Below are 14,397 nucleotides of genomic sequence, written 5' to 3' on the forward strand. Positions count from 1 at the left end.
CGCCGCGGCCGGAGGCCACGGACACCTCGGGATCGTGATGCATCGGTGTGCGTCTGTTCGTGATCTTGAGTAGTTGATGTTGAAAGGAGGGCTGTGGAGGCGGCTGGTAGGTCATGGCTGGTGGCTCCGCAGGTGGAGTTGGTGTTCGTGGCGGGCTTGGGTGAGGAGGTCGTCGGTGACGGGCGGGGGTGAGCCGGTGCTGGCCCAGGAAGCGCCGATCGCGCGGAGTTGAGAGGCCAGTGGGGCAGCGTCTTGGCGCTGCGGCAGGTACTGGCCGGGGGCGTGGCGGGACAGCTCGCAGGAGCCCGCCGTGGTCTTGATCCGACGCACGACGCCGGGCCGGAGGCGGTCGTGCCAGTCCCCGACCTTCTGCCAGGAGGGCCCCGAACGCGCCACTGCGCCGGCGCCGGGCGGGGTGAGGCCGTGGGCGTCGTTGTAGGCGCCGCGCAGCCAGTGCAGTTCCTCGACGATGTCGGCGTGCCAGGCCCAGCAGGACGGCAGGAGCGCGTCAGAGTAGCGCAGGTACACCGCGGCGAGCCAGTCGGCGAGGCCCTCCAGATCGGCCACCGCAGTGTCGACATCGGGCGTTCTGAGCCAGGGCCGGACCGGGCTTGCTGGCTGCTGCGGCTGCCCGCCGGCGGGGCCGGCGGCGAGCTCGGCGAGGGTGCCTGCCAGCTCGCGCACCAGGGCGTCGAGTTCGCCGAGGCGGCGGGTGGTGCGCTCCAGCTCGCGGGAGAGTGCGACCACCCGCCGCTCGGCATCAGCCGACACCACGCACCTCCCACACCCGCCCGTTGCGCACCCGGTTCGCGGCCTCGGCAGATCGAGCCGCTGGCTCCTCGGCGGCTGCATGTGCCGGCGTGGGAGGGCCGATGGGAGGCGGCGTGGGCGACGGGAGAACCGGGTGGGAGACCTCCCGCCCGGCGGGAGACGGCACAGTCTCGGCCTCCCATTCCTCCCACGCCGCTGCCCGGCCGGCGCGGCTGTGGCTGCGGACATCACGGCGCTTCCACGCCATGCGCACCCGCCCGATCACCGGTGGCATCCCACGGCGGATGAGCAGCACCCGCCCGAACGGGAGGTTCGCCAGCTGCGCGGGGGCGATCACTGGGACCCGCCGCACGGTCCGCGACAACACCGCGCCGTGCTCGTCGGTGGTGACCACAGACTCGTCGCGCTCGCCGGCCAACGCCGACCAGTAGCCCAGGTCGTCGCGGTCGCGGGTCCCCCCGAAGACCATGACCGAGGCGGTGTTGTTCAGGATGATCGCCGCGCCTGTATCGCCCCATCGGGAGATGAGCTGGGCCCGGGACTGGAACGCGGCCACGATTGCGACTCCACGTCCACCCATGTCCGCGGTCCAGGAGTCCAGCGGTACCGGGGAGATCAGCGCCGCCTCGTCGAGCGCGAGCAGCAGCGGCGGATCCAACCGGCCCCCGGGTTTGCGGGCGGCGAGGCGCCGGGCCTCGCGGGCGATGTGCCCGGTGAGCGCGCACACCAGCGGAGCGGCCTGGGTCTCCTCGGCTCCGAGCAGATAAATGGTCGCTCGGGTGCGCAGCAGTTCCGCGACGTCGAGGGCGGACAGCCCACCGTGTCGCGACGCCACCGCCGAGGCGGCGGGGGAGGTGAGCCAGCCCAGGGCGGGCATGACGGTGGAGGTGATCGAGGAGCGGGTGCGCTCGTTGGTGGTGAGGAACTGCGTGGCGTCCTGCACGAACGAGGGCACTGGCGAGGTCCGGAGCAGCGAGGTCACCTCGTGTTCGTGTTCGTCCGGGTCGGCCACCCACGCCAGCACCGCCTGCATGGTCCGCCCGCCGAGCGCGGCGGCGTGCAGGAACGCGGCCAGGACCCGGCGGGCTTGGGCCTCCCAGTACTCCCGATCGCCACCTCGGGCGACTAAGCCGGCCGCGAGGAGGTCGGTGGCGCGCTCGGCTGCGGTGACCGGGTCCTTGCAGCCTCGGACCGGGTCGAAGCAGACGGTCGAGGCGATGCCGCCCAGCCCGACGGCGTTGAACACGTGCACCGGGCCCCGCTGGGCGCGCAGCCCGCGGGTGAGCTCGTAGAGGTCGGTGCGGTTCGAGGTCACCACCGCGGCCCCGGGCGCGTCGAGAACGCGACCGGCCAGCCAGCCGGTCTTGCCCGTGCGCGGGCCGCCGAACACACACACGACGTCCTCGAGCAGCGACCACACCCGCAGCAGCCCGACCCGGCACAGCGGCAACGCGACTTCGGTCGTGGCAGTGCTGGCCTGCTCGAGCCTGGAGCGGACCTGCAGCGACGGGCGCACCACCGTGCCTCGACGGCGGACGGCCAGCGCACTGGCGGTGCGGAGGACATCGAGGGTCGAGGCGACGCCGGCCTTTCGGCGTGCCCGCTCTCCCCAGCGGCTCACCGTCGAGGCGGACCGGGCCCGACGCTGCAGCAGCGCCGCGGCACCAAGCACAGCTACCCCGGCGATCACCGTGAGCGCAGCGAGACCGCTCTGTGGCAGCGCGGCCAGCGCCTCGAGAACGAGAAGGCCCGACAGCACCGCCAGCACCGATGCGACCATCCGACGGCGTCGTCGCCAGGCGCCCACCCCGACCCGGGCGGACAGCGCCGCTCCGGCGAGGCACAGAAGGACGCTCATGAGGTCCTCCGCTCGTGGGCGGCCGAGCCGCGGTGAGCGCGGATGAGCTGTTTGGCCACGTGCTCGGTGACTCCCAGCTCGCGCTCCAGCCGCACCCGGCCAGCGCCGCTGGCGATCAGCTCGATCGCCCGTCGCTCGGTCTCGGTGTCACGCCCGGACTGCTCCATTCCGGCGGACTCGTCGGCACCGGCATCGGGTGCGGTGCCCCACCACCCATTCGGGTCAACGACGTGCAGCGGCTCAGTCGAGTCCGTCTCGGGCTCGAAAGCTGCGTTGAGTTGCGGCGCGACCCCGATGGACGCCTCCGTCGCCTCGCTCTGGCGAGTCACCAGGATCAGCAGCTCGAACGACAGGGCGAGCGCCAGCGGAGGCCAGCCCGACACGATCCACGACAGCGGAGTCGGTGCCGCCGCGGCGACATTGGCGCCGAGCGATGCGGCCAGTCCCAGTACGAGCCCGGTCCACGGCAGCAGGCCTGCACGCAGCCCCGCTCGCCGGCGCACGAGCATCACCATTGAAGCTGCGACCAGCAGGCCGTCGACCGACAGCGGGATCAGGTGCGCGCGCCAACCTTCCCCCGCCTCGGTCGCGAGCTCGTGCATGTGAACGTAGGAGGCGACCGCAGCGACTGCGGCCACGACCGAGACCGCGGAGACGGTGACCACGCGAACCCAGCGCGGCGACGGCTTGCTCATCGCCGATCACCGCCAACGCCGGCTCGCCCTCGCTCCGCTCGACCGATTGGGGGAGCGACATGCCGCGCGTGCTCGGCAATTCGCTCCTCGGTGGCGAACACGGCTCGCGGCGGACACATCGTGCAAAGCGTCACGCAGCTGACGCCACGAGGTGTGTGAATGGTGTCGACGGAGAGCCGGCCGCTTCGGCCGCAGCTCTCGCATCGGGCTGCTCGGGGGCAGAAGACAGTTTCGTCGGCGTCTGCCGGATACGGCCTACACGATTGGCGATGCGGGTCAAGATTGCGCTCGGCGCGAGCGTCGGCGTCGGACAGGATGTGCACGGGTCAGCTCCTGGGGCTGATCAAGCTCCCGGCCGGTGTCACCAGCATCGCGCCGGGGGCGTCCTACATGGACGGTGTAGGTCCGCGTGTAGTCCGCAGAGTCCCTGAAAAGTCCGCCCCTGTACCGCCCACCGCCACCAACTGCCATCGGCTGCCGCTTAGCAAGTTCCCTGGTCGGCCGCCTACCCACCGTTTTCGCTGCAGGTAAGGACTGGGTGGTGTCGTCTACAAGTTCGAGAGCTGAGGAGGGGTTCTGACGGGCTATTCACGCAGCTCGGAGCGCTACGTCACTCGTGGCCGAGACGCTCTGCCACGGCGACGACGGATTCGCCGCCGGCCGACAGGACGCTCGCGTGGTGATGTCGAAGATCGTGAGTGGTGGTCGACGGCGGGAAGGTGGAGCCTTCTTCTCATGTCCTGGACCATCGCGAATTTCGGGGAGTCCCACTGACCCCCGAACCCGGCGCCCGGACCGAGCTGCGGCTCGTGGTGCTGACCGCGGTCTCCGCGTGCCTCGACGCGATCTGCTATCTCGGGCTGGGCCACGTCTTCCCCGCGAACATGACCGGCAACACGGTCCTGCTCGGGGTCGGCGCCACCACCGGCGATCTCGCCGCAGCGTCGCGGTCGGCCACCGCGCTCGCGACGTTCCTGCTCGCTGCCGCCGTCGTCGGCCTCGCGGTGCCGCTCCAGGCGTCGACCGCGGCGTTCCGCTCCGTGCTCGTCGTCGAGACCGTTCTGGTCGCCGCCTGGTGCGGGTGGTGGCTGGCGCTCGGCGGCGCGACACCCGGCGGGGCGGCGCGCTACGGGCTCGTCGCCCTCGCCGGCGCGGCGATGGGGGCGCAGAGCGCGCTCGTGCGCACCCTCGGCGTGCCCGTCACCACGACCTACATCACCGGGACCTGGACCTCACTGAGCGCGGGGAGCGGCGCCCGCCTGCGCGACCCGGGGGCGGCGCCGCGCGGCCGGTCGAGGCGGTTGCAGGCGCTCGTGGTCGCCGTCTACGTGGGCACGGCGTGCGCGGCCGGGTTCGCCCACTCCCGGATCGGCGCGGCGGCCGCCGCGATCCCCCTGGGCCTGCTCGTCCTCGTCACGGCGAGCCGGCCCGAAGCGCCCCCGCGGCGCAACGGCTGAGCGCCGGCGCTCCGATCACCCCGCGGGAACGGGTAACCGGGAACCGCCTGGGTATCTCCCGGGTATCGGCTGCGGTACGGCCGGTGCGGGGCCGCACGGCGGACCGCGCCGCGCGTGAAACGGCGGAGGCACACATGACTGGTACGACGTGGCGGGTGCCGCGCAGCAGGGGCGCGCTCGCGGGGCTGCTGCTCGTGCTGCTCGGCGCGTGGGGGGCCCTGATCCCCGTCGTCGGCCCGATCTTCGGGTACGGCTACACACCCGACCTGGCCTGGACCATGACACCCGGCCGGTGGTTCCTGCAGGTCCTTCCCGGGGCGGCGGTCTTCGTCGGCGGGCTGATCCTGCTGGGCGCCGGGGACCGGGTCAGTGGCACCGTCGGCGGCTGGCTCGCCGCGGCCGGCGGCGCGTGGTTCGTCGTCGGGCCGATCCTGAGCGGGCTGTGGGACCCGACCGGAGGGTTCGTGGGCCAACCGCTCGGCTCGGTTCCCGGCATGATCACCGCCAAGGCGGTGGCCGAAGAGATCGGGGTCTTCTCCGGGCTCGGGGTGGTGATCGTGTTCCTCGCCGCGGCCGCGGGCGCGCGGTTCTCGGTGCAGGGCGTGCGCGATGTGCGGGCCGCGGAGGCCGCGCGGGAACGCCGGGCCGCTCGCGCGCAGGGAGCCGTGCCGACGGGCACCGGCCCCACGCAGCAGGTGGGCGGGGAGACCGAGCGCCTCCGCCCGGCCGAGCGCCCGGACGACGATCGCCGGACCGACCGCTGAGCCGCGCTCGCCGGCCGGCCGGCGTCAGGGTCCTGCCGGGAGTGCGGCTGCGAGGGCGGCGGCCAGGCGCAGCTCACCGACCGCGGTGGGATGGAACGGGAACGGGTCGGACAGGCCCTGTAGATCCGAGCCCATGCCGTCCCGGTCCGGCGTGCAGAGTGGGGTGAGCGCAGGCTGGGCGACGGTGAAGCCGTACTTCTCGGCGCCCGTGCTGAGCACCCGGTTGAGCTGGGCGTTGTCGTCGACGAGCAGGTCCACCTTGTGCGCGTCCAGGCCGGGGACACCGGCGGGGCCGCGCATGTCCGGGCATGCCGGGTCCGGATGGGTGGGGAACGGGTCGTAGGAGGTCATGACGACGACCTGCGGCGAGCCGGGCAGGGCCGCGAGGTCCGCGAGCAGGGCGCCGTAGTCGTGGTCGAAGGCCGCCAGGCGCAGGGCTAACTCGCCGGCGCTGAGGCGGTCGTCGCAGGTGCTCATGCCGTAGCAGTAGCGCAGGAAGTCGGACCAGGCGAGGTCGTTCGGCCCGATCGCGACGACGACCCAGTCGAGGCCGCTGACCTGCTCGAGCCGGCCGACCTGCGGCGGCACCGTGACGTCGCCGTGCTTCTGGGGGCCGATCAGGCCGTCCGCGATGCTCGCCCCCGAGCAGGCGAGGTTCAGCACCCTGGTGTTCCGCAGGAGGCCCAGCTCGGCGGCGGCCGAATCCGCGCTTCGTCCGCACGCCGTGTCGACGGCGCTCGGGTTCGGTGCGGGGGGGCCGCCGACCCGGGCGACCCGGGAGTCGCCGATGACCGCACCGGTGTAGCCGACGACGGGTGGGCCGATCGGTGCCGGCGTCACGTGTGCGACCCCCACGAGATCGTTCAGGGAGTGGACGTGGGCGAGGCCGCGGGTCGTACCGCGATAGGCGGCGGCCCCGCTCGCGCCCCAGGCCCCCAGCGCCACGACGACGGCGACCACGGTCATCCGGCCGATCGTCCCCGCGTAGCGACGGGCCAGCTCGTTGATGCGGACCGGCTCCTCCCGGGCGTCCCGGCGCAGCGCCAGCAGGATCCGCAGGCAACCGGCGATGCCGCTGCCGGCGAGGGCGACGAGAACCATGCCGAGTAGGCCCCACAAGTACCAGGTCACGAAGCCGCGAACGAGGGTGTCCACGATCGAGGACCTGGTCGGCTGAGGGGAGTCCGGGCTCAGCGCCGCAGCTGCGGCCGGCCCCCGCTGGATGGGACCGAGCGCCAGACGAGGCCGCAAGGGCCCGTGCACCTGGATGTCCCGCAGGTCGAAGCGCGTGTTGCCGAGCTGGACGAGCTGGGCGGGCCCGGACAGCGACGGGTCCGGTGGCCGCGCGCTGAGCGCGATGTCCTGGCCGAACACCCGGACGTGCTGCGGCGGTGTCAGGACGACCACGAGCGGGAGCCCGACGATCAGGATCCCGGCGGCGAGCAGCAGGGTCGGGACGGAGCGGGCCTCCCGGAGCAGCGCACGGAGCCAGCCGGCCCGCGGGGTGGAGGTCGGTCGCCGGACCGCCAAGGTGCCTCCTTCGTGCTCCGACTCGTATGCAGGGGTGGACGTCTGTGCATCCCGTCGGGTCGACGCCCTTGCCCGCGGCACCGCTGGGTGATGCCCCGCCGCCGGACCCGCCCTGCACGCGCGGACGGGATCGTCAGGGGATCGTCAGACGGTCCGGACCCTCCGGCGCCCCGCCCTGGCGCGGGTATCCGGTGGACCCATGCGCACCCCGGATCTCCGCGGCTCGCTGTCCCAGCGGTCACCAGCCGGGTCGCCGAACACCTCGGCGGGCACAGTCGTCACACAATCGTCAGCCCTTTCGTGCGCCGCGACAACAATTGCGGGTACGCACACGATGAGGGGCAGCTCAGGCATACCGGCTTCCGCAGCGAGGCCGGACGGGAGGAGGAAGGACATGCTCAGCCACCGGGACAAGCAGACATGGGCGGAGATCGAGCGTCACCTCCTGGCCGACCCTGACATCGCCCGTCTGGTCCGGCAGACGAAGGCGGGCCCCGTCCCGGCGCCGGTCCGCTGGTTGCGGGACGGGAGGGGCATCCCCGTCACGCTCGTCGTGGCGCTCCTGATCATGGTGCTGTGCGCCGTGGTGGGTCTGATCCTGCCGGCACTGCTGTGTGCCGGGTTGGCGGCGCTGACCCTGGTCGTGCACGCCGCGACACATCCGACCGGGCGCCCCGGCGACCGGCCCGGCCAATGACGGCGCACGCCGGGGCGCTGGCGATCGGGACGCCGCGCCCGGACACCTACGTCATCGGGGTGACGGGCACCCTGGACCGCATCCTCGGCGCCCGGCTGCGGCGGCTCGTCGACGCCCGCCTCCTGTTCGTCACCACCGCCGGCGGCCCGACACGGCACATCCTGGTCGACCTCGCCGGAGTGGAGGAGGTGACCAGTGGTGCCGAGGCGCTGGAGCAGGCCCGGCGGGCGGCCGAGGAACATGGCGTGCACCTGCAGATCATCGGAGCTGACCCGGCCCCCGCGGGTTCGGCCCCTGCGGTGCTGTTTCCCTTCGGGCAGCCCGCGCCGGGGTGAGCCGCCGGGCCCGCCCGCGCCGGCAGCGGCGAGCCGGTGCCGAATGCGCCCCGCCGGCGAGTAAGGAAGCTTCACCTCGGTGCTGCCCTCGGCCATCGCCGGCGACGGCGAGCCCGACATACAGTGCGCCGAGGCCGGCTCGTCCCCAGGGACGGAACGAGCCGGCCAGCGCGATCCGGAGAAGGCGCCTACCGCGCTGTCGGGGTGAACCTGCGCAGCCGCAGGCTGTTGGCCACCACGAACACCGAGCTGAACGTCATTGCGGCGCCGGCGAGCATCGGGTTGAGCAGCCCGAGGGCGGCCAGGGGCAGGGCCGCGACGTTGTAGGCGAAGGCCCAGAACAGGTTGGTCTTGATCGTGCCCAGGGTGCGCCGGGACAGCCGGAGCGCGTCGGCCGTGGTGCGCAGGTCTCCACGGACCAGGGTGATGTCGGCGGCCTCGATGGCGACGTCGGTGCCGGTGCTCATGGCCAGGCCGAGGTCGGCCTGGGCGAGGGCGGCGGCGTCGTTGACCCCGTCGCCGATCATGGCGACGACCCGGCCGCGGGCCTGCAGGTCCTCGATCACGGCGAGCTTGTCGGCCGGGAGCACCTCGGCGATCACGGTGTCCGGGCCGGGGTCGATGCCGACCTCGCGGGCGACGGTGCGGACGGCGGCGCGGTTGTCGCCGGTGAGCAGGATCGGGGTGAGCCCGAGCCCGCGCAGCCGGGCGATCGCCTCGGCCGAGGTGTCCTTGACCGCGTCGGCGACCACCAGCACCGCCCGTGGCTCGCCGTCCCAGGCGACCGCGATGGCGGTGCGGCCCTGCCCCTCGGCCGCCGCCTTCACGCTCGCGAGTTCGGCGGTGAGCGGTTGGCTCCACTGCTCCAGCAGCGCCGCCCGGCCGACGAGAACCGCATGCCCGTCGACGACGCCCTGCACCCCGAGGCCTTCGACGTTGATGAGGCCGTCAATGCCAGGCAGCGCGCCGACCCGCTCCCGCGCGGCCTGGGCGACGGCCTTGGCGATCGGGTGCTCGGAGGCGTTCTCCAGCGCCCCGGCCAGCCGCAGCGCCTCCGCCTCGTCGACCCCGTCACCGGGGTGGAACTCGACCAGCCGCATCGAGCCGGTGGTGACGGTGCCGGTCTTGTCCAGTACCACGGTGTCGATCCGGCGGGTGGACTCCAGCACCTGCGGGCCCTTGATCAGGATTCCGAGCTGGGCGCCTCGGCCGGTGCCGACCAGCAGCGCGGTCGGGGTGGCCAGCCCGAGCGCGCACGGGCAGGCGATGATCAGCACGGCGACCGCGGCGGTGAACGCCGCCGCCGCACCGGATCCGGTGCCCAGCCAGAACCCGAGGGTGAGCGCGGCGAGCGCGACCAACGCCACGCGGCTGATCGTGCTGGTCGCGACCCCGTTCGCCGTCTGTGCCTCGGTCGACGCCGCCGGCGGGCAACGTCGTGAGACCGAGCACTGGGTGCTGCTGCTCGGGGCACTCGGGTCCGTCCTGATGGCCGGCGCGACCGACCTGCTGCTGTTCGCGGCGTTCCTGCTGGCCAGCAGCCCTCTCTACGCCCTCGTCGGCTGGTCGGCGACGTCGACCGGAACCGGGTCGGCACCCCGCCCACCGCGGTGTTCCTCGGCGAGCTCGCCGTCTTCACCGCCCTCGTCGACGGCGGGATGGCCTGGCTGACCGTCCTCGCCATCGTCAACACCGTGGCCAGCCTGTTCTACTACCTGCGCTGGATCGCGCCGCTGTTCACAACCCCGGCGCCCACTGCCGGTCCATCCGAGAACCATGGCCTCAGCTCAGGCGCCGCTGGGCCACCGGCGCCGCGGTGGTCGCCGCTCTCACCACATCGGAGTGGGCGCTCAAGCACTGTGGCGGCTGCTCACCAGCGTGTGCCTTGAGGAAGTTCTCTGGTCGGCCGTCTACCCGCCGATATCGCTGCAGGTGAGATCTGGGTGGTGTCGGCGACAAGTTCGAGAGCTGAGGGCCCGGGGCCGCAGGATCTGCGGACCGCCCCCGGACGGTGCACACTGCGCGCCGTGGGATGGGGCCGGTGGGTGGTTCCCTGGGCGGCCGCGCTCGGCGTCGCGGCGCACGACCTGGTCCAACGCCGGCACGCTCTGCTGCGGAACTTCCCGGTCGTCGGCCACGGCCGGTACCTGATCGAGGCGATCGGGCCGGAGCTGCGCCAGTACGTCGTGGCGGGCAACGACGAGGAGCGCCCCTTCAGCCGGGACCAGCGCCGGTGGGTCTACGCCTCCGCCAAGCGCGAGAACAACTACTTCGGGTTCGGCACCGACAACGACGTCGAGCACACCCCCGGCTACGTGATCATCAAGCACCGCACCTTCGGCCGGACCACGCCCACGCACCCGCACCCCCAGGGGGAGGAGTCGGTGTGGCTGCCGTGCGCGAAGGTCCTCGGCGCCCCCCGCGGCCGGCGCGCGGCCTTCCGGCCCGACTCGGTCGTGAACATCTCCGGGATGAGCTACGGGTCGTTGTCCGGCCACGCGATCGAGGCGCTCAACCGGGGAGCGGCGGCCGCGGGGTGCCTGCAGAACACGGGCGAGGGCGGGATCGCGGCGCAGCACCGGTGCGGCGGCGAGCTGATCTGGCAGCTCGGCACCGCCTACTTCGGCTGCCGGGACGAGCAGGGCCGGTTCGACCTGCAGCGGCTCAAGGACGGCGTCGCCGGGGCGCCGGTGCGCGCGCTGGAGATCAAGCTGAGCCAGGGTGCGAAGCCGGGTCTGGGCGGCCTGCTCCCCGGGGTGAAGGTCACGGCGGAGATCGCCGCGGTCCGCGGGATACCGGTCGGGCAGGACTGTGTGAGCCCGTCGCGGCACACGGCGTTCCGGGACGCGGACGAGCTGCTGGACTGGGTCGAGATGCTGGCCGACGAGACCGGGCTGCCGGTGGGGATCAAGTCCGCCGTCGGCGACCTGGGGTTCTGGACGGAGCTCACCGACCTGATGGCGCGGACCGGGCGCGGGGTCGACTTCGTGACTGTGGACGGGGGCGAGGGCGGGACCGGCGCGTCGCCGCTGGTGTTCACCGACTCCGTCGCGCTGCCGTTCCGGCTCGGGTTCGGCCGGGTGTACCGGGAGTTCGCGCTGCGCGGCCTGCACGAGCAGGTCGTCTTCGTCGGATCGGGGAAGCTCGGGCTGCCGGACAACGCCGTCGTCGCGTTCGCGCTCGGGGCGGACATGGTCAACGTGGCGCGCGAGGCCATGCTCGCCATCGGCTGCATCCAGGCCCAGAAGTGCCACACGGACACCTGCCCTACGGGGGTCGCCACCCAGAACCGCTGGCTCGCGCATGGCCTCGACCCGACGCTGAAGTCCGCCCGGCTGGCCAACTACGTCCTGACCCTGCGGCGAGACCTGGGCAAGGTCGCCGAGGCGGCGGGCGTCGAGCATCCCGGGCTGATCCGCACGGACGACGTCGAGATCCTCGACGGCCAGACCGTGGCCAGGCTCCTGCACGAGGTGTACGACTACCGTCCGGAGTGGGGGCTGCCGTCGCGCCGGGACCAGGAGGAGGTCGTCGCCCTGCTGCGGGAGGGCCGGCCGCACCCGGCGCGCGCCTGAGCGCGCCCTCTCGGGGTGCTCGTTCGGCCCGACGGCGAACTGCTCTCCGACCGCCGGGTCCGGCGCTACACGCGCAGCCAGGTGGAGCGGCCCTGGCGGTGAGGGACGGCGCCGAGGCGTCCATCGCGACCGCCCGCCCGCCGATCAGCCCTGACGTGTCCGCCTGAACGGACGTCCTCCCGAGGCGACCGGACCCATTTCCCTGCGATCGCGGGGACCGGGGTTGACGTCGGCGAGCTGTGGGGGATCCGGCGCCCCGACAGCACCCACCGAGGAGGAGGCGACGATGTCGTCAGCACAACCGGCCGCCGGATCCGGACCGGACCCGGCCGACTCGTCCGATCGCCTGCAGGACGCGATGATCGCGTTCAACGACGAGGTCTTCGAGACCCTGCAGAAGCTGCTCAAGGCCCAGCAGGAGCTGGTGCGCGCCGTCATCGGGGCGGCCTCGATGCCGGGTTCGGCCGAGGCGGACGAGGGTGGGCAGGACGCGGCGGGCGCGCAGGACGCCGGCACGGGCGAGACCGGCGACGGGGAACCGGAGGTCATCTTCCCGCTCGACACCGCCGCGGAGAGCCCCGAGGGCGCGGAGGTCGACTCCGGCCGGCGCGCGGACGCCGAGAACGAGGCCGACGAGGGCGCGAGCGCCGAGGTGCCCCCCGACGCGGACTGGCTGCTCGACGCCGAGGCTGCCGAAGGCGCTGAAGCAGACGAGGAGGACGACCGGGGCGCCCGCGCCGAGAGCGACGAGGCGCACGACGCGGCGGCCGCCGAGGGCGACGACACGGACACGGAGACCGGGGAGAGCGACGAGGGCGAAGTCGACGCGAGCGACGGCGCAGAGGACGAGGCACCGCCCGACGCGGACTGGGTGCTCGACGCGGGGGCCGCTGGAGCAGACGACGAGAGCGACGAGTCTGGGAGCGACGACACTGCCGAGGCTGAGTCCGGCGAAGGCGTGGAGGACGAGGTCGAGGCTGAGGTCGACGACGGCCCAGAGGACGAGGGCGATGAGGGAGCCGATGCCGAGGCCGGCGAGGAGGGGGCCGCGGAGGGTGACGACGGTGCCGAGGACGAGGTGTGCGTCGACGACGGGTCCGAAGAGGACGATGCCGGCGACGAGGACCCCGACGCCCTCTCCGACGACGATATCCGCATGGCGGCCGACGCGATGGTCGAGGCGGTGAACGCGGCTGCGGCGGAGGAGGGCTCGGGCGGCCTCGACGCCCGGGACGGCGACGAGGACGAGGAGACCGCATCCGCCGGATCCGACGACCTGACCGACGACGGAACAGGGGAGACCGCGGAGGACGACGCAGACGACGTCGAGGACGAGGCCGGGAGCTCCGCCGACAGCGGCGCCGAGGACGCAGGCTCCGCGGAGGAGCCCGCCAACGGGGGCGCTGGCTCGACCGGCGACTCCACCGGCTCGAAGAAGCGGCGGGCGGCACGCCGTAGCGGATCCCCGCACGGGAAGGTGCGCGCGGCGTCCGACGGCTGAACGCTGCGGCCGCGGGGACGGGAGCGCCGCCCCGCCCCGCGGCCCGCGCCGTCGGAGGGGCAGCAGGCCGCCCCGTCGGGACGAGCACTCGACCTGGCTGAGCCTCCCAGCTCCGCCGCACCACCATCGGCCCTCCCCGGCCCATCCGATCGGCGGGCCTGGTCACGGTGCGGGTACGGGGGAGGCACGGACCGGTAACCTGATCGCGTGCGACTGGGTGTGCTCGACGTCGGCTCCAACACCGTCCACCTGCTCGTGGTGGACGCCCGGCGGGGCGGTCACCCGACCCCCGCGACCTCGCAGAAGGCGGAGCTGCGCCTGGCCGAGCACCTGCAGCCCGACGGTTCGCTGAGCAGGTTCGGCGTCGACTCGCTGATCGCCGCCGTGCACACCGCGCGGGACTCCGCCGGCGAACTGGGCTGCGACGACCTGCTGGCCTTCGCCACCTCCGCGCTGCGCGACGCCACCAACTCGGCCGCGGTCCTGGCGAAGGTGCGCGCCGACACCGGCGTCGCGCTCGAGGTGCTGCCCGGCGAGGACGAGGCGCGCTACACCTTCCTCGCCGTCCGCCGCTGGTACGGCTGGTCGGCCGGGCGGCTGCTGTGCCTGGACATCGGCGGGGGTTCGCTGGAGCTCGCGGCGGGCCGGGACGAGCACCCCGCCGCGGCCGCGTCGTTGCCGCTGGGGGCGGGCCGGCTGACGCGCGAGTGGTTCACCGGCGACCCGCCGTCGCGCCGGGAGATCGAGGCGCTCCGGGAGAAGGTCGACGCCGACCTCGCACCGATCGCCCGCGAGCTGCGCAAGCTGGGGGAGCCCGACCTCGCCGTCGGCACGTCGAAGACCTTCCGCTCGCTGGCCCGGCTGACGGGCGCGGCGCCGTCCGGCGCGGGCATGCGGGCCCGGCGGGTACTGACCCACGCGGGGCTGCGGCAGCTCGGGTCGTTCATCAGCCGCATGTCGTCCGGGGACCTCGCGGAGCTGGAGGGCGTGAGCCCGAGCCGGGCGCACCAGCTCGTCGCGGGCGCGGTCGTCGCGGAGGGCGCGATGCGGGCGCTGAAGGTCACGGAACTCGACATCTGTCCGTGGGCGTTGCGCGAGGGAGTGATCCTCCGACGGCTCGACACCCTCGACGGGTCGACCAGGGACGACCGCTCGGCGCAGGACGCGCCCGGATCACTTGGACGCTTGACGTCGTGAGGGGCACGGTGTAGCGG

The 14,397-nt window shown here is 73.5% G+C and carries 12 protein-coding genes and 1 pseudogene; 8 read left to right on the forward strand and 5 right to left on the reverse strand.

Translation table 11 applies throughout. The features are described 5' to 3' along the window. Window positions 1-111 precede the first annotated feature (111 nt). From LWC33_RS17115 to LWC33_RS17125, 3 genes are read right to left on the reverse strand one after another with little or no spacing between them, the layout of a single operon-like run. The gene (locus LWC33_RS17115; protein ID WP_233305391.1) at window positions 112-771 is read right to left on the reverse strand and encodes a hypothetical protein; all 660 of its coding nucleotides are present in this window, start codon (window positions 769-771) and stop codon (window positions 112-114) included. Next, window positions 761-2,629, reverse strand: a complete 1,869-nt coding sequence (locus LWC33_RS17120) for a type IV secretory system conjugative DNA transfer family protein (protein ID WP_233305392.1) — start codon at window positions 2,627-2,629, stop codon at window positions 761-763. Before LWC33_RS17120 ends, LWC33_RS17115 begins: the two co-directional genes overlap by 11 nt. Beyond that, window positions 2,626-3,324 carry a DUF2637 domain-containing protein gene (locus LWC33_RS17125; protein WP_233305393.1) on the reverse strand — a complete coding sequence of 233 codons (699 nt, stop codon included), beginning with the start codon at window positions 3,322-3,324 and terminating at the stop codon, window positions 2,626-2,628. Before LWC33_RS17125 ends, LWC33_RS17120 begins: the two co-directional genes overlap by 4 nt. 698 nt (window positions 3,325-4,022) lie before the next feature. Between LWC33_RS17125 and LWC33_RS17130 the strand changes: the two genes are divergently transcribed. Both LWC33_RS17130 and LWC33_RS17135 read left to right on the forward strand, forming a co-directional pair. Then, window positions 4,023-4,781, forward strand: coding sequence for a YoaK family protein (locus LWC33_RS17130; RefSeq protein ID WP_233305394.1), 759 nt, complete (start codon window positions 4,023-4,025; stop codon window positions 4,779-4,781). A gap of 134 nt (window positions 4,782-4,915) precedes the next feature. Next, entirely contained in the window at window positions 4,916-5,545 is a 630-nt protein-coding gene (locus LWC33_RS17135) for a hypothetical protein (protein WP_233305395.1), read from the forward strand. Window positions 5,546-5,569: 24 nt separating this feature from the next. On the opposite strand, the gene LWC33_RS17140 is transcribed toward LWC33_RS17135, so the two are convergent. Beyond that, a complete protein-coding gene (locus tag LWC33_RS17140; RefSeq protein ID WP_233305396.1) occupies window positions 5,570-7,075 on the reverse strand; it encodes a GDSL-type esterase/lipase family protein in 1,506 nt (501 codons plus the stop codon). A 394-nt stretch (window positions 7,076-7,469) separates the two neighbouring features. Here LWC33_RS17140 and LWC33_RS17145 point away from each other — a divergent pair, with 394 nt between their 5' ends. Both LWC33_RS17145 and LWC33_RS17150 read left to right on the forward strand, forming a co-directional pair. Next, window positions 7,470-7,772: a DUF3040 domain-containing protein gene (locus LWC33_RS17145; protein WP_233305397.1), complete on the forward strand. Its 303-nt coding sequence runs from the start codon at window positions 7,470-7,472 to the stop codon at window positions 7,770-7,772. Further along, entirely contained in the window at window positions 7,769-8,107 is a 339-nt protein-coding gene (locus LWC33_RS17150; RefSeq protein WP_233305398.1) for an STAS domain-containing protein, read from the forward strand. Before LWC33_RS17145 ends, LWC33_RS17150 begins: the two co-directional genes overlap by 4 nt. 188 nt (window positions 8,108-8,295) lie before the next feature. On the opposite strand, the pseudogene LWC33_RS17155 reads toward LWC33_RS17150, so the two are convergent. After that, a pseudogene (locus LWC33_RS17155) lies at window positions 8,296-9,465 on the reverse strand (heavy metal translocating P-type ATPase); the annotation flags it as partial. Between LWC33_RS17155 and LWC33_RS17160 the strand changes: the two are divergent. From LWC33_RS17160 to LWC33_RS17175, 4 genes are all read left to right on the forward strand, one after another. Beyond that, window positions 9,446-9,778, forward strand: a complete 333-nt coding sequence (locus tag LWC33_RS17160; protein WP_233305399.1) for a hypothetical protein — start codon at window positions 9,446-9,448, stop codon at window positions 9,776-9,778. The pseudogene LWC33_RS17155 and the gene LWC33_RS17160 sit on opposite strands and share 20 nt — an antisense overlap. 356 nt (window positions 9,779-10,134) lie before the next feature. Continuing rightward, window positions 10,135-11,682 (forward strand): FMN-binding glutamate synthase family protein, encoded by a 1,548-nt coding sequence (locus LWC33_RS17165; RefSeq protein WP_233305400.1) that lies wholly within the window; start codon window positions 10,135-10,137, stop codon window positions 11,680-11,682. Between the two features lie 286 nt (window positions 11,683-11,968). Further along, a complete protein-coding gene (locus LWC33_RS17170) occupies window positions 11,969-13,183 on the forward strand; it encodes a putative sodium/potassium/calcium exchanger (protein ID WP_233305401.1) in 1,215 nt (404 codons plus the stop codon). A 207-nt stretch (window positions 13,184-13,390) separates the two neighbouring features. Continuing rightward, window positions 13,391-14,380, forward strand: a complete 990-nt coding sequence (locus LWC33_RS17175) for a Ppx/GppA family phosphatase (protein ID WP_233305402.1) — start codon at window positions 13,391-13,393, stop codon at window positions 14,378-14,380. Window positions 14,381-14,397: the final 17 nt, after the last annotated feature.

The organism is Pseudonocardia terrae, from assembly GCF_021343995.1.
In the GTDB taxonomy this organism is placed as follows: Bacteria; Actinomycetota; Actinomycetes; order Mycobacteriales; family Pseudonocardiaceae; genus Pseudonocardia; species Pseudonocardia terrae.

Coding starts and splice junctions, on each gene's coding strand:
- LWC33_RS17135 (WP_233305395.1), top strand. CDS start 4,916: ATGACTGGTACGACGTGGCGGGTGCCGCGCAGCAGGGGCGCGCTCGCG.
- LWC33_RS17145 (WP_233305397.1), top strand. CDS start 7,470: ATGCTCAGCCACCGGGACAAGCAGACATGGGCGGAGATCGAGCGTCAC.
- LWC33_RS17125 (WP_233305393.1), bottom strand. CDS start 3,324: ATGAGCAAGCCGTCGCCGCGCTGGGTTCGCGTGGTCACCGTCTCCGCG.
- LWC33_RS17150 (WP_233305398.1), top strand. CDS start 7,769: ATGACGGCGCACGCCGGGGCGCTGGCGATCGGGACGCCGCGCCCGGAC.
- LWC33_RS17170 (WP_233305401.1), top strand. CDS start 11,969: ATGTCGTCAGCACAACCGGCCGCCGGATCCGGACCGGACCCGGCCGAC.
- LWC33_RS17120 (WP_233305392.1), bottom strand. CDS start 2,629: ATGAGCGTCCTTCTGTGCCTCGCCGGAGCGGCGCTGTCCGCCCGGGTC.